The organism is Pseudomonas petrae, assembly GCF_021728295.1.
Taxonomy (GTDB): Bacteria; Pseudomonadota; Gammaproteobacteria; order Pseudomonadales; family Pseudomonadaceae; genus Aquipseudomonas; species Aquipseudomonas petrae.
In genome coordinates, this window is sequence record NZ_JAKJXE010000031.1 from 1 (window position 1) to 4,482 (window position 4,482).

Sequence of the window (4,482 nt, forward strand, 5' to 3'; positions counted from 1 at the left end):
TTGTGGCCTGCGCAGGGCAAGCCGTTGCGGTTCTGGCTGGAAGAAGACTGAGTCTGGCTGGCTGCTTCTGGCTTGCAGGCGAGGCAGCAAGGTCTGATGGTGATTTTGCGGGACGCGGCAGAAGGCTGGATACGTGGAATTCGACGTTTAACTGTTGCTTATCTTTGTAGATTTACGCTGTTCCATGGGCGCTAAACCTGTGACAGCTAGGTCGCGCGTGATCGAAAATGAACCTCCTGAGTGCTGCCTTGGACTGCCAGAGCGCTAATTTGCAGGCTTCAGGTATTCGGAGGAGAGCCGGAGTTAAGGCTAGCTAGACGCTCACAGTCTCTTTTGGACCACGAGTCGGCGATCATATAAGTCACCTTTCGGCCAATAGCAGAGATTTGTACCGGGCCCACTTCCGGCCGGCAGCGGGCTTGAAGTACGGCTAAATCGTGCCGGGAAAAGTTTGGCCGTAGTATGACCAGTGGTAGTCGCGCGTCGAAGAAATGAATTTCCAGCTCCTTGCTGCGGCGAGACGCTAGTTTTAAGCTACCCGGCGCTTCGCCAGTGTGAAAAGCACTACCAGGTGGAGAATCTCCCCGCCGGTTTAAAAAACCTCCCAGTCAGGCATTGCTATTAATTTTTAGCATATGTAGATTGGCGTTGCGTAAGCGTACCGCTTATGTGCTGCAGTCGATTGTTTTTTAGATCCTGGATTTTGCTCTTACGAGCGTCTGAGGCTTTGGCTTCGGGCTTGTCCGGAGGCTCGCACCTCCGATCACCTCCGAGAAACCTGGAGGAGACAGGGACGGTAGGTTTGGCCATGTGAAGGATGGCAGCTGCCAGCGATCTGATCGATGAATGCATCATCCTTCACTGCACCCTTGCGTATGGGTTGGTCAAACCTATTTTTAATAGGACTTAAAATGGTTCTACTTAATCCTAGAAAAGTTTCAGCTGGCTCAATTTCTAGCATTGAGAATCTTTGTAGCGCGCTTTCTATTTCGCTTGAAGAAATTTACGGGGCGCTTGCTCTTCCTGACGATGAAAAATATGCTGTCTCGCGGATCCCTAAGAGTGACGGAAGCGTTAGGCTGGTGCATAATCCTCATTTTTTGCTTAGAAAAATTCAGCGAAGAATAAACAAACGAATTTTCTCTAGACTCAGTATTATTCAATGGCCCGACCATCTTTTTGGCTCCGTACCTAATCAACTAGATCAGCAAAGTCAAAGCATGGTCAACAAAGACTATGTTTCTTGTGCCGCAAAACACTGCGGCGCGAAGAGCTTATTAAAAGTTGATGTGAAAGATTTTTTTGATAACATTCACAAAGATTTGGTACTTGATATATTTCTTGGCTTCATGAAGTTTGATAGCGAGGTTTCTGAGTTACTTGCCGAAATTTGTTGTTTCAATTCGCATGTAATCCAGGGAGCTTTGACCTCGAGCTACATTGCTAGCCTGTGTCTCTATGATGTTGAAGGTGCAGTCGTTCAAAGGCTACTCCGTAAGGGCCTTGTCTACACACGCCTCGTGGATGACATTACAGTATCCTCGAAAGTCTCTAACTACGACTTCAGCTATTCTTTAGACATTATTAAAGCCATGCTTACAGGCAAAGACCTGCCGCTCAATCTTGCCAAAACTCGATCAGTATATGTTTCAAGCGAGCCATTGAGTGTCCATGGTTTGAGAGTCGCATTTCCTCAGCCTCGTCTTCCTTCCGGAGAAGTTGCGAGGATCAGAACGGCGGTGAGAAATTTAGAGAATTTGGCGTCAGAACGTGGCTATAGAACAACTCACGCTTACCGTCACGACTTCAATCGTTGTATGGGCCGAGTGAATAAATTGGTTAGGGTCGGACACAATCGATACGACTCACTGCTTGGTCGACTGAAAAAGATATTTCCGCTGCCATCCAAAAAAGATATCGAGCGCGCAAATTTAATGCTCGCTCGCCTTGCTCGCGACTGCGACACCAAGCGCAGCACTTACTGGTACGCAAAACGATATTATAAGCTTCAAGAAAGACTTATTGTTTTAAAGCGTTCGTTTCCAGCTGTCACGAGCGAAATCAGAAAGTCATTGAAAGGACTGCAGCCTGATTATGAATAATAAATTAAGCGAAATATGGCGCAGTTATCCGTACTTAAATTTTTTAACCGTCGGCCTTTTGCTAGTTGCAGCACTAGGCGTGCTGTCTAGCGCCGCGATCTTAGTTACCACAGGAATAGGTGGCGAGTTTGGAAGGCCTCTGTGTTTTGATAATGCGTGCATCAAGAAATTCATCGAGTTATATGACCAATCCTTCTTGATCTTAACCGCAACTTTAAACTTACTCGTCGGAGTTGCAACTATTGGAGGCATAATTGTCGCCCTGATGAGCTTTCTGAATAGCGCAAATGCAACAGCGCTCACAAATCACATCTCGCATTTCTCAATATTTCAAAGCTATGTGACATTGGAGATCTCCAAGCGCAATCGAATATCCGCAACTTCTGTAGATACGTTTGTTTGGTACAACCTTATTTTTTCCAATTCGCGCACTGGCAAGATCTCAATTTCCAATGAGTACTGCAGCATCATTTCAGCATTGAATAATGAGATATCACTCTCTAATGAGCAGGCAAGAACTGCAGTTCAAGGGTCCTTTCGCTACATGCCGCATCAGAGAAGAATTATCGATGCCCTTGCTTGCCTGGGTATTGCGTTAACTCACCAACCTCGAAATGAATTCTATGAAATTGAAGACCAAGTTTTCGCTTTGATATCCAGCCTGAATAAATCATTTTGTTACTCAGACAAAGTTCCTAGCCTGTTAAAGCGACACTACGTATGATCCATTAATGCTTGATTCGTCGCTTAGACCCAAGCCCCTAAGGGCGCACAATTCCGGCGATATCCCCAGAAATCGAACAACCATACTCATTATGCAGTTGATATAAAAATCTACCGACTCGGATTCGAAGTATGTCTAAGAAAGCGTTCAGGCTACTTCCATCGCGAGAATTCTCATTCATAACCTCCCGGCAAGCATTAATCAAACCCTCGCAGATTTCCCTGAGTCTTTTGTCGAGGTCAATCTGACGTAAATGTCGCATCAACTTTCGCTTGATCTGATCAATCGACTGAATCACAAATACAGGGTTTTCCATAGCGTGCGGTTGATACATAACTCCTTTGTGAGCCAGTGTATCCACCATATCCTGTGCAATCTTTATGTTCGAACTGAATCGCCGCACCAATGGAAGCGGGCTGCGATGGGTCTTGAGTAGTACTGAGATCAGCTCCTCGTGACTATCCTTCCATCTAATCAGCTCTTGTTCCTCATAATCTTTACCATTGTTCTTATCGATTAGCGTATGGCAAGCAACGCAAAGCCAAATTCCATTTCTATCACTTTCAATCTTTAGGTTGCCAATATTTCGATAGCGCGCGGCGCTGGGCTTCTCCCCCACGATGTGAGCCGCTTCACCTTTTTTGGTTCGCAGGTGTGGGTCGGAGGATGCAGGGCCAATCGTGAGCACATTGCATTCTGGATTGTTGCATATGTAGCCTGAGCGATAAGCTAGGAGATTCGCTACTTTCGGTGAGAACGCCATGACGCTTCCAAATTATTAAACGAACATTATTAGCAGAGAAAGACGATGCATGCCGGCCCAATGACCCAAGCTCTGCAGTCGACATGATTCCCTAGTTATTTTGAGTCGCCGCGACCAGCTTACATGAGTCAATAGCGGCCATTCACTATACCCGATGTGGCGTAGAGCGGACTGTCGAAAGCAAGCCCTTCGGTATCGGTGCACAATTACGACCAGTAGTTCGGCAACCAGCCTAAATGCAGCAACTTAGACGGCGAGGCCCGATCGAAAGCCCTTTAAGTACGAGAGGGTATCCCACAAGCGACAGCTTCCAGTCTCAGTCGCGCTGCTGCTCAACCGATCACCGTACCAGCCTCGCGCTTACAGGAGCAAAGTTGGTTCGGTCCAAACCGTATTGCCGACATGCCGGGTTCGCTATCCAGCCGGCTCTGACAGCCTCAGCGGCAATGACAATTGGAACGCCTCCATCCCCTCCCTTAAATTTCGCCGACTTCTGCATTACCTCACTGCGGGCTATTCGCCATCAGCAGCCCCCAGCAATTTACTCTTGTCTTCGATTATGTAAGTCAACGGCAGGACTTCGCTTTCCGCAGGTCGTATTGTTCGCCCGGGCTTCAGGCAAATGCGTTTTAGGTATGCCCAGCGCTCTTGTGATCTTAGCCCTCGTGGCTGTTAAAGTTGGATTTTGCCTTTGGCCTGTCTGACCATTTGTTCAGTTCGGGGGAGGCTGCTGGCTTGATGCGCCACCGCCCTGCCTGCCCTCAAGCAAGACCACGGTTATGTGCTGGAGTGGATCGGCGAACGGCCGTTGATCGACAACAGCCACCTGACCATGACCCTGGGCAACGACGGCCGCGCCTACGGCAACGCCGGCTGCAATCACTGGTTCGCGT

General features: G+C 47.9%; 4 protein-coding genes. 3 read left to right on the forward strand and 1 reads right to left on the reverse strand.

The features are described 5' to 3' along the window. Positions 1–842: 842 nt before the first annotated feature. A complete protein-coding gene (locus L4G42_RS25965; RefSeq protein WP_237261398.1) occupies positions 843–2,102 on the forward strand; it encodes a reverse transcriptase family protein in 1,260 nt (419 codons plus the stop codon). Then, on the forward strand, positions 2,095–2,826 hold the full coding sequence (locus L4G42_RS25970; RefSeq protein ID WP_237260044.1) for a retron Ec48 family effector membrane protein: 732 nt from the start codon (positions 2,095–2,097) through the stop codon (positions 2,824–2,826). The genes L4G42_RS25965 and L4G42_RS25970 overlap by 8 nt, the downstream gene beginning before the upstream one ends. Before the next feature lie 37 nt (positions 2,827–2,863). Here L4G42_RS25970 and L4G42_RS25975 read toward each other — a convergent pair whose 3' ends face one another. Continuing rightward, positions 2,864–3,589 (reverse strand): HNH endonuclease signature motif containing protein, encoded by a 726-nt coding sequence (locus L4G42_RS25975; RefSeq protein ID WP_237253655.1) that lies wholly within the window; start codon positions 3,587–3,589, stop codon positions 2,864–2,866. Between the two features lie 751 nt (positions 3,590–4,340). On the opposite strand from L4G42_RS25975, the gene L4G42_RS25980 reads away from it, so the two are divergent. Beyond that, positions 4,341–4,482: META domain-containing protein (locus tag L4G42_RS25980; RefSeq protein ID WP_237261400.1), on the forward strand; the 142-nt coding region annotated here is incomplete at its 3' end.

Bases quoted from the DNA above. Each gene is read 5' to 3' on its own strand.
- L4G42_RS25970 (WP_237260044.1), top strand. From the start codon at position 2,095: ATGAATAATAAATTAAGCGAAATATGGCGCAGTTATCCGTACTTAAAT.
- L4G42_RS25975 (WP_237253655.1), bottom strand. From the start codon at position 3,589: ATGGCGTTCTCACCGAAAGTAGCGAATCTCCTAGCTTATCGCTCAGGC.
- L4G42_RS25965 (WP_237261398.1), top strand. From the start codon at position 843: ATGAATGCATCATCCTTCACTGCACCCTTGCGTATGGGTTGGTCAAAC.